The organism is Lactobacillus sp. ESL0684 (genome assembly GCF_029392675.1).
In the GTDB taxonomy this organism is placed as follows: domain Bacteria; phylum Bacillota; class Bacilli; order Lactobacillales; family Lactobacillaceae; genus Lactobacillus.
Genome location: NZ_CP113941.1, coordinates 527818 through 543469, shown reverse-complemented (window position 1 = coordinate 543469; position 15652 = coordinate 527818). Strand labels below are relative to the sequence as shown.

Below are 15652 nucleotides of genomic sequence, written 5' to 3'. Positions count from 1 at the left end.
TCTACTGCAAAGCAAGATAAGTCAAAAGATTACGAAAACTGACGTTACTATGTTGCATGCGATCAATTTTCAATAAGTTCTTTAATATTTTTGCTCCAGCTTGCTGTTTATGTGTTAAATCTTGTTGTGCCAACAATTTTAACATATTAATAATATAATTTTGTGTTATTTTTTTCTTAGCTAATTCACCCAATTTATGTGCACTAACAACGGCTAAGGCATTTTTTTCACTTAATTCTTGATAAAAATACTTAATTGACTGATCTAGCGCTTGAGTATCTCCTAGTTCAGCCAAGTCTGCTGAACTGAAACCAGCCTGCATTAAGAACTTAGTCCTACTATCTGCAAGTACTTCACCAGCAAAATTAATAATCTGCGTCCGTGAACGAACGGTCGGCAAAATCTTATCAGCATTATTAGTGATTAAAATGGTAACAACTGGTGCAACTGGCTCCTCAAGCAAGTTCAGCAAAGCATTACTGGAAGGTAGCGTTAACTTCTGGGCTTCTTTAATGAAAAAAAAGCGGCAATCACTCTGCACTGGACTTTTAGCAAGTTCGGACTTTAATACGCGCACCTGATCAATCCCAATCGTCTGTTTATCGCCTCTGGTAATCTCCAAAACATCGGGATGATTACCTGAGATAATCTGCTGACAAATTCGACAAGTCCCATCAGGCCGATCTGCACCAGTACAATTATATAAACAGGCTAACCAATATGCAGTATTTAGCGCTTCTTGCACATCCGTTGCAACGAACAAATAACTCTGTGCCAATTGCTTTTGCTCGAATGCCCGTTTTAAAAAAGCCGCCTGTTTAGCATTTTTCTTGGTAATTTCAATCGTCATTAAAATTGTTTAAACTCTTCAACTGGTAAAACAAAGCAGGTTGCTCCACCAACAGTAAATTTAACGGGTTGATTGCTAACTTCAAAACCAGCCATAGTCATGTTAGGATTCATATATTCCTCACGCGCCTGAGATTCATCCTTAATAACCTGCAGGACTCTTTTAACATGATCATCGTCTGTTCCAATTAAAAAAGTAGTGTTTCCTTGGCTCAAAAAGCCACCCGTTGTAGCCAACTTGGTTGCTTGAATGTTTTCTTTGACAAAGGTTTGTTGCAGCCGATTGGCATCTTCTTTTTGTACAATTGCAATTATTAATTTCATTAAAATCAGTCCTTTAGCAACTCTTTTGGTAAACGTTTTATGATAAGTTTAACACAGTCGTCTACCACATCTGTAAGCAAACGATTAGCATCAATTACTTGAATTCGTTCCGGATACTGCTTAATAACCGTTTGGTAACCTGCATAAACCTTTTGATGAAAAAGTAACTTTTCTTGTTCCAAGCGATCTTCTTGACCTGAGCGTTGTTTAGCAATCCGTGCCAATCCGATTTCAGGCTTAACATCTAAAAAGATCGTTAAATCAGGGGCAATCCCTTTAGTCGCAAAATCATTAATTTGTTTGACTTGCTTAATCCCCAAATCACGTCCAACTCCTTGATACGCTAGCGAACTGTCAACAAACCGATCCGAAAAAACAATTTTGCCTTCTAAAAGAGCTGGAATCACCGTCTCCTTCATATGCTGACTCCTAGCCGCTGCATAAAGCAAAGCCTCTGTTTCAGCACTCATTGCGTCGTTAGCCGGATCCAAAATCAACTGACGAATTTGTTCCGCAATCTTCGAACCTCCTGGTTCACGAGTCACAAGATATGGTACTTTTAAAAATGGTGCGATTTGCGTAACCATTTGCTGAATTACCGTGCTTTTACCTGACCCATCTGGTCCCTCAAAACTTACAAAAAAACTTTTCATAAAACTCTCCCTGCTTTTATTTTACAGAAGATTTTTCGTTCTGAACACCCTAACCAACTTTTATTTTATAAAAAAGAAAAAAGCCTACTTCAGTAGACTTTTTAGTCAGAAATTGCATTAGTATAACCACTAAATCTAGTATTACGCCGCCGAGCTTCATTATATAAGAATGAGTACTTGGCTTGTAAAATTTTATTAGCCACAATATTATCAGTTGACATATCTAATGTGGTTGGTGCAAGTGTTTTTTGCACAGCAATTTCAGATTGTAATTTTTCAACCATCATGACCAATCTCTGGTCACCTAACTTTTTAACTTTATTGCGTGCCATTTAAATCGCCGTTCTTCCTTGAACTGCCCGTTTTAAAGTAATGGAATTAGCATATTCAATATCACTACCAACTGCCAAACCTGCTGCTAAGCGGGTAACCTTAATTCCAGCTGGTTTAATTAATTTACTAAGATACATTGCAGTTGATTCACCTTCTGGAGTGGAATTCAATGCCAGAATCACTTCTTGAACACTATCAAGCTTTTGCAGGCGAACAATTAGCGACTTAATATTAATCTCTTCAGGTCCAATACCATCCATTGGCGATAAAACTCCATGTAAAACGTGATATAGACCGTCATATTCACCCATATCTTCAAACGCCATGACATCTTTAGGTTGTTCAACTACCATAATCGTTGTTTGGATACGATCAGGATTAGCACAAATTGAACAAGGATCTTTTTCAGTAATATTGCCACATACTGAACAACGATGCAGCTTATCCTTAACCTCACTAAGCGCACTGCTAAAATCCGTTACATCTTTATCCGGCATATCCAAAGTATAAAAGGCTAAACGAATCGCGGTTTTCTCGCCAATTCCCGGTAATTTCATATAAGAATCAATTAAATGTGCAATTGGTGCTGGATACTGCACTTAAATCATACCCTTCGTATATTTCCCTAAACTGGCTTGCGTTGCTTCATCAATTGCGCTCAAGCCCTTATTAACTGCATCAATTATTAAATCTTGCAACATATCTGGATCATCTGGGTCAATTGCCTCTTGATTAATCTCAAGATTTTTTAAACGATGATCACCTGTCAAAGTAGCTGTTACTAAATCTTCCGCAGATTTACCAACAAATTCTTGGCTGGTAATATTTTGTTGTTCTTGCGCCATTTGATCCTGCATCTTTTTGGCTTGCTTCATCATTTGTTGCATATTCATGCCACCCATCGCGCCAAAATTAGGTTTTTTATTCATTATATTCTCCTTAAATTTCAATCCTTAACATTAACCGTATCGCCAAATAACTCCTTAGCCTTTTGAATAACTTCCTGGCCAGTGTCTGATTCTTGCTGAGTAGCTTGATCCTGCGAGCCACGCTTTTTAGCCAATAATTCTTTACCGTGAGTCTGTACAAACTCTTGGCGCACCTTAAGCCAATCCTCATCAGGCACCAAGACAATCTCATAATCATGTTGAGTAAATTTGGCAATTTCTCCAGTTAATTTAGCTAATAAATCATCATCAGAACTAGCTTTTTCAAACCATAGGGTATACTTACACTTCATTACTACTTGTTCAGGACTAGCTGCAACCGGCTCAAGCACGTCTAGTAGTGCTCGCTGCGAGACGGCTAAAACCGATTGTAAATCAGGCCAGACATCTTTAATGGCTTGCAAGTCAGTTTTAGTAGCACTTTCTAGCACCTGGTATACCTGCTCACGATTTCGTTGATTAATTCGCTGAGTATTTTTGACCGACCGTTTTTTCTGCTTCGGTTTAGTCGCAACTGGCTCATTTGCTTTAGTCGAAGAACTTGGACCATCATCAAGATGAAAAATCTGATTATTCTTGCCAGCTGGTTTTTTGGAAAGTTGAGCAACTTGATCAGCCAGCTTAACAACCTGGTTTTTTAAACTAGTAACTTCGTTAGCTAGATCTGCATCAGCAGACTGCAATTGACTATGGTGTGCTTGCGACGTTGCTGTGTCGTTAGTACTCTCAACAATAAAAACTTCTAACGGGATTTGTTGCTGATTAGTATAGCGTAAATCGTTTAAAGCAGTATTAGCCGCCTTAATCAATTGAAAGTAGCGCTCAACTGGCACACTTTTAATTTGATCAGCAAAACCAGTCGTCATAAACGTGTTCTGGTCATCACTGCCTGCCTTAATTACCATTAAAGCAGTAGTCGCCAAATCAATAATTTCATCCAAGATATTCTTAGAACTAGCACCATTTTGTAGTTCATCTTGAGCTAATGTTAAAGCCTGATTGGCATCATGATCTAGCAGTGCCAGCAAGAGTTGCTCAATCTGCTCTTTAGCCGCAAAACCGGTAATCTGCAAGGCATCTTGATAGTTAACCGAATCTTTTTCATAACTAAGCAATTGATCTAAAATGCTCAGGGCATCCCGCATACCGCCATCAGCTACTTGAGCAATTACTGCCAGTGCCTGATCATCATACGAAACTTTTTCTTGATCAAGAATATAGGTCATTTGCTTAACTAGCTCTGTTGCTGGTAACCGTTTAAAATTATAACGCTGTGTCCGTGAAATAATGGTTGCCGGAACCTTTTGAATTTCGGTAGTTGCTAAGATAAATACCACATGCTCAGGCGGCTCTTCCAAAGTTTTCAATAAGGCATTAAAGGCGCCCATTGACAACATATGTACCTCATCAATAATGTATACTTTATATTTACCCTGAGTCGGAGCATATTTTACCTTATCACGAATTTCACGAATTTCATCAACACCATTATTTGAAGCCGCATCAATTTCAATAATATCAGGCAAAGCCCCCTGATCAGCAGCCTGACAATTAGCACATTCATTACAAGGTTCGCCAGCCTGTAAATTATTACAGTTCAACGCTTTAGCAAAAATCTTGGCGCAAGAAGTTTTCCCAGTCCCGCGCGGGCCCGCAAATAAAAAAGCGTGCGAAATCGTGCCACGCTCAATGGCATTCTTCAGAGTATTCGTAATGTCTGCTTGACCAACCACACTTGCAAAAGTTCTCGGTCGCCACTTACGGTATAACGCTTGATAAGCCATGATAATCTTTCTCTAGTAAAAAACTCTTAACTCTTGTTTAAGAGTTAAGAGTTTGTAAATGTCTAATAAAAGGCACATGCCTGAAGCGACCTTAGTGCTGCTACCTTCCGGTCCTGACACGCTTCGGAGGTCAAACATTGCCCAATAAATATAATACCGTATTTTGACTAAAGTTGCCACTATTTTGCCGATTTTTTTGCTGATTTTTGTTTCTGTCTAATCTCTTTAAAAAAACTTTTCATCATCTGACTAGCACGATCGCGATATAACCCACGAATCACGTTGGGATGATGATTAAATTTAGGTACAGCAAATAAATCAACAACACTACCACCAGCACCAGCCTTAGGATCAAGCGCACCATAAAAGACATTTTTGATTCGCGCATTGATAATTGCTCCAGCACACATGGGACACGGCTCCAAAGTTACAAAAAGACTACAATCAATTAAACGCCAAGTCCCTATGTTAGTACAAGCCTGTCTAATCGCAATCATTTCCGCATGTCCTGTAGCGTCTTGGTCGAGTTCGCGCCGGTTATAACCACTACCAATTACTTGTCCGTCAGGATCAATTATTACTGCACCAATTGGAACTTCACCCAAGTTTTGTGCGATTTGCGCCTGATCAAAGGCTAGCTGCATATATTTCTGCTTGTTTTCACTAGTAAATTCCATTAATTATTCACTGCCTGCAAAACATAATAGCCTTTATCACGAGTCAAAATAGTGCAGTTACTATAGGTCTCCTGAAGCAATTTTCGACTACTTGGCTCGCCCTGCTTTTTTTGAATAACTTCTAGTAAAATACCACCATTAATCAAATGGTCTTGAGCTTGCGCAAGCATTTGCGTAACTACATTTTTACCAGCCCGAATAGGCGGATTGGTAATAATTAAGCCAAACTTCTTAGTCGAATCAATCTGTTCATAAATATCTGAAGCATAAATTTCCACATTAGTTATCTGATTTAACTTTGCATTTTGCCGTGCTAAATCTAGCCCACGTTCATTAACATCAACTAAATGAACTGTATGCTGCGGCCAAATTTTAGCAGCAAATAATCCCAAGGGGCCATAACCCGCCCCCAGATCTAAAATATCTCCTGCAGGAAGTTGCACATCATTCAATGCCTTGATCAAGACACCAGAACCATAGTCAACCCGCATTTTAGAAAACACACCAGCATCAGTTTTAAACTTCAAATTAATGCCATTAGCACTATAATCAACTAGATGCTCATCATGAGCAGCAGTCGGATTAGCAGCAAAGTACATTTGATTTTCTTCTTTAGTCATTTTTGCTCATTTCTAAATTATAATCTACTATTTTATTCTAGCAAAAAAGACGCTTATCGACAAAGCGTCCTCATCTTCATTAATTTAAATTATCATAAGTAAAGTTCATTAACTTGGTCGTATCAGAAAATTCATCAGGATCGTTAAGCACAACCGTTATCAGACCGTCGTCTTTTTGACTACTACCAACAAAACAATAACCTGCTCGCGGCGTCCAACCTGTTTTCATACCATCAGGCTTGAGGGACTTTTGATAAAATTTTTGACCCGGTAATGTGCGATTCTGGTTAACCAACTTTTGCCCAGCAACTACTTTGGAAGTAGTTTTAAAGTATTTCATTAACTCTGGATAATCATTAGCAACATGATAAGCAATGATCGCTAAATCTTTAGCGGACAACAAGTTCCCCGAATTAAGATCACCTTGTACCCAATAACCATAAGGAGATAAATCATCATTTTCTAAACCTGAAGCAGAAGTAAAGGTCGCTTTTAGTCCCCACAACTTAGCTTGTTTATTCATCATTTTGATGAATTCTTTGTTTGAACCAGCAACCCACTGTCCCAGCCGAATCGCCGAATTATTAGCTGAATTAATAATGGTTGACTGCATCACTTGCCTAATCGTATATTTTTTCCCACTCTTAACATGAAAACTGTCAAAATTAGGATTATTCCCCATATTAACTAAGGTTTTGGAAAACTTAACTTTTTTATTCCAGTTTTTAGATTTATTATCAATTTTACGAGCCGCCAAATAGATCGTCATTAATTTACCTGTTGAAGCAGTTAAGTATTGCTTGTTAGCATTCTTTTGTACCAATACTTCACCCGTTTTGCGATCTAAAACTGCATAAGCTTTAGCCTTAGTTTTTGGTTTCTTAGCCTTAATGACCTTACTGGTTTTGCCAACCGTTTCGGCTTGTTCAGTGCTATATTCAGCAGCATGAACAGAAACATCACTACCAATAATTATCAAGCTAATAAAACCGATACCTATTAATAAGTATTTTTTTAGTTTAAATTTCAATTGGAAACACTCTTTCATCAGTTATTATTTTTTATCTTAGCACATAACCTTTACAAACCAATTACATCCAGAACAACTTTATTGTTCATTCTAATTACTATTGCTTTTTACGTCTAATGAAATATATAATATTAGTATTAATATTTTATTTATAGGAGTTATATATGAAAAAGACTAAAGTCATTACTAAGCTAGTAACTTTTTCTGCCGCTATTTTGTTAGCTGCACCTGTGGCAATGCCAACAGCAGTCGCTTTGGCAGCAGAAGAACCTGCTACTACTGAAGCCCAACCTACGTCACCGGCTACTGATGCTGGTCAAACAGCTAACACTACTAGTCCAACAGCTACAACTAGTGAAAAACCAGCAGGGACTGCTACTACCACGGCTGCTAAGCCAGTAGCCAAACCTGCAAAAAAGAAACAATCTTCAACTAAAGCCAAAAAAGTTAAGTCTTTTAAAGTTTATATCATCAAGAAGAATTATGGCATTTACACTGGTAACTTTGCTAATAAGAAATCAGCTTCGAAGTACTTCCACAAGCCATATACTGTGAAGAAGTCATTCAAGCACAACAAGAAGACTTATTACTGGCTATATAAAGGCAAGAAGACGATTGGTTACATCAATAAAAAGGCTGTAGCTAAATCCAGTCAAAAGAAACTGGTCAAAGTACCTTACGTTAGTCAATACACTCCGGTTAAAACTCCCTGGGGTTGTGCCGGCGCATCTTTAGCGATGATGCTAGGCTACAAGGGTCAAAAGATTACCACTTCCTTATTACAAAAAATCCAAAACAACTTACCAATGCAGCCAACTAAGGGTGGCCAAAAGGGTAACGTTTATACTGGCGAAGGCTTTGGCTATGTAATTAGTCCCGGAGCTTTAACCAAGTATGGTCATACTTTTAAAAAAGGTAAGGATCTAACTAATATTACCAGCAAGAAGCCGACAGTTAACGACTTCAGAATGTATATCCAAGCTGGCAAGCCAGTTTTGTACTACGGCTTTTCTTCATATCAAAAAGCTGGCGATTACAACCGCAATCACTGTAAGGTAATCACTGGTTACAAGAATGGTAAGTTCAGGGTTTACGATCCACTATACTACTCCAAGAATGCTGGCGCTGGTACTGGTGGTAAGAATATGAACTACGACCATGGTGCTATTGCTTGGGTAACCAAAAAGCAAATTCAAAACGAATATAACCATAAAGCAATCACTTTTAAATAACTTACAGACTAAAAAGAACTTCAACTCAATGAAGTTCTTTTTTTAACCATCATATTCTACTGCTTGTAGCTGCTTGATTTTATCATAAACTTGACCACGCTCTCCCGCATCAAGCTCTAAGACTAGATTGTCACCATTGGCAATTTTGGTCTGACCATTAGGAATAACATCCCTTCCGCCACGATGGATTACCTTAACCAAAGTGTTTTTGGGCCAAGCTATCGCTGCAATTTTTTGGTCAACTAGATTGCTATCCTCGTAAATAGGTATCGTTAATTGATCGCGTTGGCCGATAGTCGCGGTTCTGCGTGTCTTTTGCTTATCCATCATCGCTTGGGCCAAGCTATCATAAATTGGCAAGCCTCCCAACAATTCATCAACTAATAGCGATATAAACGAAACCACCGCTAGCGGCATTAAATGCAAAAGAGAACCAACCATTTCAGTAATTAAGATAACTGCTGTAAATGGGGCTCTGATAATTGCAGCAAAATAACCTGCCATTGCAAAAATAATCAGGTTAATGACTAGTTTTTGTGGTAATAGATGAAGTTGCACCATGAAAAGGCCATAGACAGCACCAATTAAAGCTCCCATTGTTAAAATAGGTAAAAAAATTCCACTCGGCAGTCCCGAATCATAGGAAATAATTGAAAAAATTAGTCTAATCACATAAAAGGCCAATAACAGACCAATTATTGACCAACCCGGTTTAGTGATTAACTTAGGCAAAGCCAAAATTAGGCGATTACCTGGACCAGTAATTAATGGTAAGAAATAAGCAATTGGAATTAAAAGCAGTAACGGAATGAAGCCAAAAAGCCATTTAGGTAGAAATCTAACTTTTTCATATAATTTTTTACAATTAAACAGACCAATTTTATATAAATGGCCCAAAATACCTAACAGTACACCTAAAATTAATAAATGCCAATACAATGGAATCGGGAATGAATAGTTATAAGTAAGTGCAAGTGTAGCATGTTGCCCAAACAAATTAGAAACAACAAAATCGGCAATCATTGCACCTGCCAACGCATTTAACCAGACGCGTTGTGAAAAGTTATGAAAAACTTCTTCCAAAACAAACAACGCTCCACTTAGCGGTGCACCAAAAGCCGCAGCTAAACCACTTGCTGCCCCGGTTGCAATCAAAACTCGAATATTGGTTTTAGTTTGCTTAGCAGTTTCACCAACGCCTTGGCCAATAGTTGCTCCTAATTGCAGTGACGGTCCTTCAGGGCCCAAGAATAGACCTGTACTAATAACCAAGATACCACCAATTAATTTCCGCCATAAAATTGGAAACCAGGAAAGCGATAAATTTCCTTGCAATTGCAATTTTACTTCGGGAATTCCTGAACCACCAACATGGCTATATTGCTTCACAAAATAGCCAGCAATAATCCCAACGATACATAAACCAATCACAATTACGATTAGCCAGTAAAGATTAGCGTGTGCCAACTGAAATAATTTTAACCAAAAGGACGTCATCCTTTCGATCCCCAAACGAAAAATCCCAACAACTATTCCTGTAAATAATCCAACTAAAAGTGCTTGTCCCAATAATTTTATTTCTGAGCGATTGCGCACAAAGCTTCATCCTCCTTGACATACATAAGTTTGCTTTTCCATTTTACACCAAAACAGCTAAAAAGTGAGGTTAACTCTATACTAGTATCTCTTATCAGATTACTAGTTGCCAAGACATTGACAACGCCAGTTAACTTTATTGCTCAAATCATTCAGACACACTAAAACCCTGAAATTAGATTATCCTAACTCCAGGGTTCAGGCTAGCTTTTAATTGCCTTATAATTTTTAACTATTTTGATGAACAACTTTAGTCTTAGCAACTGGGAAAATTCGTTTAGCATAATAGTATGGTCGGAAGTTTGCGTTAGAAACAGTTACACCCCAATTTGGCCATGAATGCAATACCTTATTCTTGCCTAAATAAATCCCAACATGATAGTTACTTGGCTTAGGTTTACCATAAAAAATAATATCGCCACGTTTAAGGTTCTTTAACTTAACCGTTTGTAGAGTTTTACTTTGAACTAATGAGCGACAACCCCATTCATGAGTTGCATGCCATTTAGGGTTAGATGGGGATGGATCAATTCCCGCAGCATACATACATTGCATAATTAAACCGGAACAATCAACAGAGGTACCTGGCTTTTTAGAAGTAAAATCAATCCAAGCAGTACCTGCATTCTTATATTGATATCCACGATTAATAAAGGCCTTAATATAATCTTTTCTAGTAGAAGCATAATTCAAGCTCTTGTCAAGTGGACTAACATAGTAGCCTTTAAGATGCATGCTCTTATTGTGAATTTGGCGGTACTTCTTTGGAATTTGATAACGACGAACAGTTGAGATACCAATTTTTTGGCTTTTAACAGCAGTAGCATCATCAGTGGCCGGTGCAGACAGGCGCCATGTAGAATGTTGATGGTGATACCAAACACTAGGATAGGTTATTTTAAAATTACCATTTTCATCAGTATGGTATGTTTTTTGATTAATATACTTTTTACCATTCCACTTTTGTAACTTAACCTCACGCTTCCCCTTGCCGTTTAAGGAAACTTGATCAGTAATCTTATCTCCAGCTGTCCACTTATATTTAGTATGCAAACCGCTAAAAGCAGACTTTGTCTTAGCTTCCGTAGCAGCTGGCTGTGAGTCTGCCGTTGGCTGTGCTACATCAGTCGAATCTTGAACTGGTGGCACAGTATTTGTACTCTCTTGAGCAGCAACAACGGTATTAGCTGTCCCCGATAATAATAGGATAGCAGCTAACCCTGTATATAGTTGTTTACGATATTTCATATTCTTTTCCCTTCAAAATAAATAAACAATATTAATAACTTAATGCCCTAAGGCCATCTCCACGCCAATGTGGCATAAATTTTTTCTCACTAATTGATGACTTTTTACCAGTCCAAGGATCGTTGTAATATAACTTACTTTTATGATAGCCGGTTAGAGTTAATGCATGATTGGCTAGACCGTCAATTCCTTTAACCCAAACGACCACTAAATGCGAGCGTAGCAATTTTTTCTTAATTGACTTTAAACTTTTACCGCTCATTACACTCGCCTTGCCCAAATAATGTTTAACTACTCCCTTGATTCCATCTGGTGCTACCCAATATCCCGCTGGATATTCTTTATACGGCGAACCAATAAAACCACGATTAGGATTATTGCTGCGCGGGGTCTTTTTGGCAACAGTCAATTTAGAAACCTTTACTCCAGCAAAATTTAGCATCATCGTCACTGCAGTCATTTCGCAACCGGTTGGCAATTCAGGCTTTTGACTAATTACCTTTGCCTGATTTTTGATACCCGTAATTTTGCCCTGCTTAATCCAATAGTGTGCTTTTTTAGTGGAAATCGATTTTTCACTTCTGCGACCATTAGCACGATAATAGCTATAATTTTCTTGATGCGGAGTTTTACGCACGCCAGTCAGCATCTGACCTTTTTTATCAAACAAATAATTAAAATTTCCAATCTTAACTAGACCTTTGACTAGATGGCCTGACTTATAGTAATAAGTCTTCTTTCCAACTTTAACCCAGCCATCCTTTTCAGTATCTGCTGTGGTTTGAGTGTCATTCGTACCTGTATCAGCTTGGCCATCATCGCTGTCTGCTGCAACAATACTAGTTGGCCAAGCTAACTTTATAACCAATACGATGGCCAGCAATACCAAAATTATTCTTCGCTTCATACTCACTCCCTTAATTCCAAGCAAATTATTTTTCCATTATATTAATTTACTCTTTTAGGAAAATAAGTACAATACTTTATATAAAAAATAACACAATTTAATCATAACTACTCAGTTAAATAGCCTTAAAAAGTTAAAATTTTACTTGTAAATTCAAAACTCTAGACCTGATTAATAATTATTATTTTTATAACATGATTACTGATAAAAAATAGAAATTTAATCATTACTTGTAAAAAATATCGACTGTGCTTTGTACAATTTATAATATAGTCCTTTCAAGCTCACTAGCTTGTTATGATTTCCCTGTTCAACCAATTCTCCCTGATTAAAAACATAGATATAATCGCTCTTTCTAGTGGAACTCATTCTATGGGAAATAAACAATGCTGATTTATGGTGGGTCAATTGTTCAAATTGATTGAACACTTCTTCTTCAGAAATTGGATCTAACGCTGAAGTTGGCTCATCTAATACGTAAAATTCACTTTTACGATAAGCAACACGGGCAATAGCAATTTTTTGCAATTCTCCACCAGAAAAGTTAATACCTTCATCATAACTAGTTTTAAGATAATATTCTCTTGTTAATTGTTCAGCATCAATACTTGTTCTAATTTTATTTCTCTTGATAGTTAATTGTCGCAATAACAAATAGCTAAATCCAACACTGATAGCAATTATCACTAAAACAATTGGACTTATTTTTATAGTCAAAATTGAAATAACAACCAGTGAAGCTGCAGATGATATAAATTTAACCAAGCTTGGTATGAAAATCCCAGCACCAGAATTTTCATTAAAAAAAGCGTACTGTGTATCTGAAAATCTTCTATCCTGTATTTTATTTGACAAGCTGTCAGCAAATGGCTCATTATAATACAATTCAGCATCTTCAATATCAAGTCTCATAGTTAGCTTGGTGTTTTCCCAAAACATTTTTCGATTATACCAACTATCAAACCATGTTAAAATTCCTGTTAAAACACATAAAGCAACTAGAAAACTAAATTTAAAAGTTATATGACTTTCAGAAAATGCCCATATTACAACTGCCGGTAAACTAGCATCTAAAATAGAACTAACTAATTTAACAATACTACTTAAAAGTGGCCAACTTTCTAAATAAAGTCGTTCCTCTTTCATAAATTTTCTTAGCCAGCCAAGGTTTTGTAATACATTATATTTCATAACTATTTCCTCTACACATGAATGCTACAAAAGAAAAACTTGATTCCAATCTTCTATATTAGAATCACAACAAGAAAGCAGTTCAAGGATTATTCCACTGCTACCTTACTCAGTCAATATGACCAAGAAGATTGCCATTACTTAATGCCATCTAGTTGACTATTATTTACCTATTGCAGTTAATTTTCCTTAGTCACGTAGTCATTAACATCCAGCTTATACTTTTTCATAGTTGCGGGTTTACTACTCGAATCCGTGATAAATAAATCTAGCTCGGTCTTATCATCATTAAACTTCACTTGGCGATTTTGAAAATTATTAGTTTTCGGATATTTCAGGTAGCTAGCGTGGTCTGCTAAAGTAACAATCTTTTCAGCTTCATCATCAGTTATGTGCTGCAAATCCTTGACGGGAACCCTTTTCCCATCATTTAAAGTTTGGTCAGCACCCTGCAAATTAGCTATTGCTGCCTTTATTTCTGTATCTGAGCTAATCAGTGCGTCATAAACTCTTTGCCCCTCCGTTATTGCACTATCATAATAAACTTCAAACTGCGAATAACTATAGCGTTCACTTGCTCGTACTTTTGGTGCTTCATCCAGTAATGCTTTTAACTCGGCCCGATTAGCGTCAGTTGCCAGTGCCTTGCCGCTCATGGCATCAGCTTCTGTATTAACAACTTGCAGCCTTGGACCGTAAGCATATTTAACATCGGCAGCTTTGACTAAATTATAAGCATCCCACGTAGCCCAGCCATCTTGAAATTGATAAAACAATTCCGCCTTACTTTGTCCAGGTAGCCGAAGATACAGTTCCTTAGTGACACCATAAGTGCTATTACCCTTCTTAAGTGTCACCTTGCGTTGGCCATGATTAGTATGTTCCTTGGCTAATTCACCGTTTTCATTATATAAAGGTGTATTAGCAATAACTGCAACTTGTTCATACTTGGCATATGGCAATAAATTTTTGGTAGTATAAGTCGGTGTTAAGCTATCACCATCTTCATCATATTCCTCGACAAAATACTTATCGGTTCCCTTAATCCTCAACAGGTAGTATGTTCCCGAATCAGTACGAAAAGTTCCCCAATCATTGTTACCATCTACTTGAGCATCAAATGTAACCTTTTGACCCAATTTAAAATGCACTGGTTGCTTTTGATCACTTGTAGCATCATAAACTTTAATCGTATTTTTTTCGTCAAGCATCTTTTTCGTCAGCTTGATTGTCACCCGATTGGTCATCAATTCCTGTTTGTTGACTGTATCAACATTGGCTGCCTTAATATAACCACCATGACCGATACTGTAATATTCTTGTCCCTTGATTACTTTATATGGCAAATAGAACCAATTCCATTCATTATCATGAAATGAATACTGCTTCGAATACGGATCAGTAATTGACTTAATTTTTTTCGCAGCTTTCACGGTCTTTTTACTAGATATAAGTGCGCTTGAGCCTTGGTAATACCATAATTTCTGTCCTTTTTTATTATAAACACGTGTCTTATGATTTAGACCTAACTTAACCGTAGTTGCAGCAGCTTGCACTGAAACTGAACAATTTAGCAACATAGTAGTTGGTGCGGCAGCCAATGAGACTGCTGTTAATAGCAACACTAGTTTTCTGTTTTTCATTTTATTATTTACCTCAAAGCAAATCATATTAAATATTTCTATTAGTAATAATTATACACCTAGCTATTAGTCAATCGCTTTAATTATTTGCCCGTACTTCCACAACAAATTAATTTTATTATCGTAATCTTCTAAATAATGATAAAGTAATTTTCGTTGTACAAAAACGAGAAACAAAAACCGCACAAGCTCTAACTTTGAGCTTGTACGGTTTCTTATTAGCTTGACCAGTTGGTCAGTAACTATTTCAAAGTTACTGAAGCACCAACTTCTTCAAGCTTAGCCTTAATGTCGTTAGCTTCGTCTTCAGAAACGCCTTCCTTAACGTTCTTAGGAGCACCATCAACAAGGTCTTTTGAGTCCTTAAGGCCAAGACCAGTAAGGTCACGAACAGCCTTAATAACTTTAACCTTTTCTTGACCAGCTTCTGTCAATTCAACGTCATAAGTTGATTTAGCAGCAGCTTCAGCGCCAGCACCTGCAGCAGCAACTGGGGCAGCAGCAGTAACATCAAATTCATCTTCAATAGCCTTTACTAGGTCATTTAATTCAAGAATTGAAGCACCTTTTAAGTCTTCAATAATCTTTTCAGTATCTAAAGCCATATTTAAGTATCCT

Annotated in this window: 17 protein-coding genes and 1 other RNA gene; 1 reads left to right on the top strand and 17 read right to left on the bottom strand. The window is 37.3% G+C overall.

Annotation, left to right across the window (positions count from 1 at the left end):
* Window position 1 precedes the first annotated feature (1 nt).
* The 11 genes from OZX56_RS02680 to OZX56_RS02630 form a co-directional block, all read right to left on the bottom strand.
* Complete coding sequence (locus tag OZX56_RS02680) at window positions 2-850, bottom strand: DNA polymerase III subunit delta (protein WP_277126781.1); 849 nt, start codon at window positions 848-850, stop codon at window positions 2-4.
* On the bottom strand, window positions 850-1173 hold the full coding sequence (locus tag OZX56_RS02675) for a cyclic-di-AMP receptor (protein WP_277126782.1): 324 nt from the start codon (window positions 1171-1173) through the stop codon (window positions 850-852). Before OZX56_RS02675 ends, OZX56_RS02680 begins: the two co-directional genes overlap by 1 nt.
* A gap of 5 nt (window positions 1174-1178) precedes the next feature.
* Window positions 1179-1826, bottom strand: coding sequence for a dTMP kinase (gene tmk / locus OZX56_RS02670; protein ID WP_277140074.1), 648 nt, complete (start codon window positions 1824-1826; stop codon window positions 1179-1181).
* A gap of 101 nt (window positions 1827-1927) precedes the next feature.
* Window positions 1928-2158 carry a YaaL family protein gene (locus OZX56_RS02665; protein ID WP_277126784.1) on the bottom strand — a complete coding sequence of 77 codons (231 nt, stop codon included), beginning with the start codon at window positions 2156-2158 and terminating at the stop codon, window positions 1928-1930.
* Complete coding sequence (gene recR / locus OZX56_RS02660; RefSeq protein ID WP_277140073.1) at window positions 2159-2758, bottom strand: recombination mediator RecR; 600 nt, start codon at window positions 2756-2758, stop codon at window positions 2159-2161.
* Window positions 2759-3088, bottom strand: coding sequence for a YbaB/EbfC family nucleoid-associated protein (locus OZX56_RS02655; RefSeq protein WP_277140072.1), 330 nt, complete (start codon window positions 3086-3088; stop codon window positions 2759-2761).
* A 17-nt stretch (window positions 3089-3105) separates the two neighbouring features.
* Window positions 3106-4890 (bottom strand): DNA polymerase III subunit gamma/tau, encoded by a 1785-nt coding sequence (gene dnaX / locus OZX56_RS02650; RefSeq protein ID WP_277140071.1) that lies wholly within the window; start codon window positions 4888-4890, stop codon window positions 3106-3108.
* Window positions 4891-4943: 53 nt separating this feature from the next.
* An RNA gene (gene ffs / locus OZX56_RS02645) (signal recognition particle sRNA small type) lies at window positions 4944-5044 on the bottom strand.
* A gap of 25 nt (window positions 5045-5069) precedes the next feature.
* On the bottom strand, window positions 5070-5567 hold the full coding sequence (gene tadA / locus OZX56_RS02640; RefSeq protein ID WP_277140070.1) for a tRNA adenosine(34) deaminase TadA: 498 nt from the start codon (window positions 5565-5567) through the stop codon (window positions 5070-5072).
* Window positions 5567-6187: a class I SAM-dependent methyltransferase gene (locus tag OZX56_RS02635; protein ID WP_277140069.1), complete on the bottom strand. Its 621-nt coding sequence runs from the start codon at window positions 6185-6187 to the stop codon at window positions 5567-5569. Before OZX56_RS02635 ends, tadA begins: the two co-directional genes overlap by 1 nt.
* 79 nt (window positions 6188-6266) lie before the next feature.
* Window positions 6267-7217 carry a serine hydrolase gene (locus OZX56_RS02630; protein WP_277140068.1) on the bottom strand — a complete coding sequence of 317 codons (951 nt, stop codon included), beginning with the start codon at window positions 7215-7217 and terminating at the stop codon, window positions 6267-6269.
* Between the two features lie 164 nt (window positions 7218-7381).
* Between OZX56_RS02630 and OZX56_RS02625 the strand changes: the two genes are divergently transcribed.
* Window positions 7382-8449, top strand: coding sequence for a C39 family peptidase (locus tag OZX56_RS02625; protein WP_277140067.1), 1068 nt, complete (start codon window positions 7382-7384; stop codon window positions 8447-8449).
* A gap of 42 nt (window positions 8450-8491) precedes the next feature.
* Here OZX56_RS02625 and OZX56_RS02620 read toward each other — a convergent pair whose 3' ends face one another.
* From OZX56_RS02620 to rplL, 6 genes are all read right to left on the bottom strand, one after another.
* The gene (locus OZX56_RS02620; protein ID WP_277126792.1) at window positions 8492-10045 is read right to left on the bottom strand and encodes a ClC family H(+)/Cl(-) exchange transporter; all 1554 of its coding nucleotides are present in this window, start codon (window positions 10043-10045) and stop codon (window positions 8492-8494) included.
* 228 nt (window positions 10046-10273) lie between these two features.
* Window positions 10274-11293, bottom strand: a complete 1020-nt coding sequence (locus OZX56_RS02615; RefSeq protein ID WP_277126793.1) for an NlpC/P60 family protein — start codon at window positions 11291-11293, stop codon at window positions 10274-10276.
* A gap of 31 nt (window positions 11294-11324) precedes the next feature.
* Complete coding sequence (locus tag OZX56_RS02610; protein WP_277126794.1) at window positions 11325-12200, bottom strand: C39 family peptidase; 876 nt, start codon at window positions 12198-12200, stop codon at window positions 11325-11327.
* A gap of 219 nt (window positions 12201-12419) precedes the next feature.
* A complete protein-coding gene (locus OZX56_RS02605; RefSeq protein WP_277140066.1) occupies window positions 12420-13391 on the bottom strand; it encodes an ATP-binding cassette domain-containing protein in 972 nt (323 codons plus the stop codon).
* Between the two features lie 179 nt (window positions 13392-13570).
* Entirely contained in the window at window positions 13571-15034 is a 1464-nt protein-coding gene (locus tag OZX56_RS02600) for an SLAP domain-containing protein (protein WP_277140065.1), read from the bottom strand.
* A 242-nt stretch (window positions 15035-15276) separates the two neighbouring features.
* On the bottom strand, window positions 15277-15639 hold the full coding sequence (gene rplL, locus OZX56_RS02595; protein ID WP_277140064.1) for a 50S ribosomal protein L7/L12: 363 nt from the start codon (window positions 15637-15639) through the stop codon (window positions 15277-15279).
* Between the last annotated feature and the right edge of the window lie 13 nt (window positions 15640-15652).